This window comes from Streptomyces sp. TRM68367 (assembly GCF_014495685.1).
Taxonomy (GTDB): Bacteria; Actinomycetota; Actinomycetes; order Streptomycetales; family Streptomycetaceae; genus Streptomyces.
This window is the reverse complement of sequence record NZ_JACTVI010000246.1, coordinates 1-2,268: the sequence shown is the minus strand read 5'-3', so window position 1 is coordinate 2,268 and position 2,268 is coordinate 1. Positions and strand designations below refer to the sequence as shown.

Genomic DNA, 2,268 nt, shown 5'->3' with positions numbered 1-2,268 from the left:
CACCTCCTCGAACTCCTCGGCATCGAAGTCACACGAACCCGCTGGCCACAGACCTGAATCAGTGACCCGCGAAGTACGGGGCTAGTTGGACCGGGGTGGCCTGCTCGGCGGTCAGGCTGGTGACCGCATAGACGGTCGTGATGGTGGTCTTGCCGGTCTTGCGATCGGTGCGGCGGCGCTTGATCTGGACGGCCTGGCGGGCGCCAGGGACAGCAAGTTGTTCACGGTGGCGACCTTGATCCGGCGGATCTCCGCGCGGCCGTGGCCGGTGCCTCGGGTGCGGCCCTGGAACGGGATGTCCTTCCAGGGAAGGGACTTCAGCTGTCTGCGTAGCTTCTTCTGGTTGCCCTTGACGATCGCGATGTAATGGGCCCCGCGGCCCAGGAGGTAGGCGGCGTGCTCGCGTTGCGTATGGAGCGCGTCGCTGGTGACCACGGTTGCGGCCAGGTCGGCGATGGTGTCGAGCAGCGGCTGGAAGCGGGTGACCTCACCGGTCTTCTCGCCGACGTCGAGCTGGGCCAGGACCAGCCCGCTGGTGTGCTCCACCCCGGCGAGTAGATGGATCCTCCGCCCCTGCGCCTTCGCCGCACCGCGCAGGGACTTGCCGTCCACGGACAGTCCGCGCAGCCTGGTGCTCTCGGGCCGGCGGTCGGCAAGCCATCCGCCCACCGCCCGGTCCAGGGCATCGCCATCGATACGGGCGAGCAGCCGGCGGACCGTCGCCTCCGAGGGCACCAGCCTCCGGGGCAGTACTGGATCGGGGCGCACGCCGAGTCGCTCCAGCACGTGCGGCGGCGCGTCCGCGATCCACTCGCCGACCGCCAGCAGCGAGGTCGCGCCGGTCAGCACCGCGCACGCGGTCAGCGTGAGCACGACGGCCAAGGCATGGCGCACGCCGCGCGGATCGCGCGGATCCGGCACCTGAGCCAGCCTCTCCAGCAGGCCGGGCACCTCTCCGGGTCCGACGTCGGACTGCTCGCGAAGTCGGTCAAAGGCAGGCGGAATCAAGGACGATACGTCGGCAGGCACAGGATTCCAGGCAGGTCACGGGGTCTAGAGCACTCCATGATCACGGGAACCTTCCCTGTATCGTCCCCGGTCACAGCAACGTCGCAGCCTCGCCCGCCACCCAGGTTTGCCAGACACGACAGGTGTTTGGCAGGTCGCGGCGATCAAGGAGCCAGAGCACATACCCGGCGTGACACCGGGCCCACGGACTGTCGGAATCGGCTGCCCGATCGAGCCTGCCCCGTAGGTCAGCGCTGTCGACAGCCCGGGCAACCCGTACGTATTCGCGATCCTTGCAGCGATACGCCCGGTGGACGACGATCTCGACCAGGTCGGTGAGCTTCGCCTTGATCGCCTCCTCCTGGCGAGCACGGGCCACCTCCCGGATCAGGCTCTGCTTCGTACCCCACGCCTTCGCATGCTGCGTCCACTCCAGCGGGTACCTCGCCTCCCACTCCAGGAAGAGCAACACATAGGGCAGCCCCGGCCACGCCGCCAGATCCCCGTCCACAGGACCACCCCACACTCCATCAGGCAACGAACACCTCTGAGCTTGCTGATGCCTCCGGCGCGCCTGCAGAAAGGCAGGCTCCCGGTACTGCTCGTCCGCTCCCAGGTGTCGCGTCAGTAGCCACATCTCGTTGGACCGGGCGAGCGTGTCCGTGACCTTCCTCTGGGCCTCCGCCAGATGGACGAGCGCTGCACCTCTCGCAGTCGGATCCTCCGCTATAAGCCCGAACGCCCAACCCAGTCGCTCAGCCCATGCACAAGCGTCGTCCGCATCTGTACCTGCCTCTTCAGCCACGCACAGGATCATCGCCTAGCGCAGTCGGCTCGCTCCACCCGACGGTGCGGGGGAGACGCAAGGGCTCCGGGGCGCAACGGACGTGAGTGGGAACCACCCGCTCTCCCTCCCTTCATCTCAAGTGATCACGAAACGGACGCCCGCCGACTTCGCCAAAGCCCTGTGATGAGCGCGGCCTGGAAAGCAGGCCGTCGAGTGAACCTCGCTTCAGAGTGCCACTGCGCACCGCCTGTCCGCAGTGCGCAGTGGCACTCCCGTGTCCCCTGGTCAGATTGCGTGAACCCGGTCCAGCAGGCGTGCAGCACGCCCTCGAGGCGGTGCCTCCCTGCCGCGTCCGAGTCGAAGACCTGTAGAGCCCGCAGCGCGCCGGAACCTGTCAAGTCAAATGAGACAGTTTGAGGCTATGGGTTCTGTTTCTGGGGTTCTGTCTCGGGCCGGGGTTCGTTGATCCACAC

2 protein-coding genes are annotated in these 2,268 nt (G+C 67.3%); both read right to left on the bottom strand.

The genetic code is table 11. The features are described 5' to 3' along the window. Positions 1-111: 111 nt before the first annotated feature. The gene (locus H8R17_RS45240) at positions 112-921 is read right to left on the bottom strand and encodes an ISAs1 family transposase (protein WP_316959753.1); all 810 of its coding nucleotides are present in this window, start codon (positions 919-921) and stop codon (positions 112-114) included. 178 nt (positions 922-1,099) lie between these two features. After that, positions 1,100-1,519 carry a hypothetical protein gene (locus tag H8R17_RS48455; protein WP_262506059.1) on the bottom strand — a complete coding sequence of 140 codons (420 nt, stop codon included), beginning with the start codon at positions 1,517-1,519 and terminating at the stop codon, positions 1,100-1,102. Positions 1,520-2,268 lie beyond the last annotated feature (749 nt).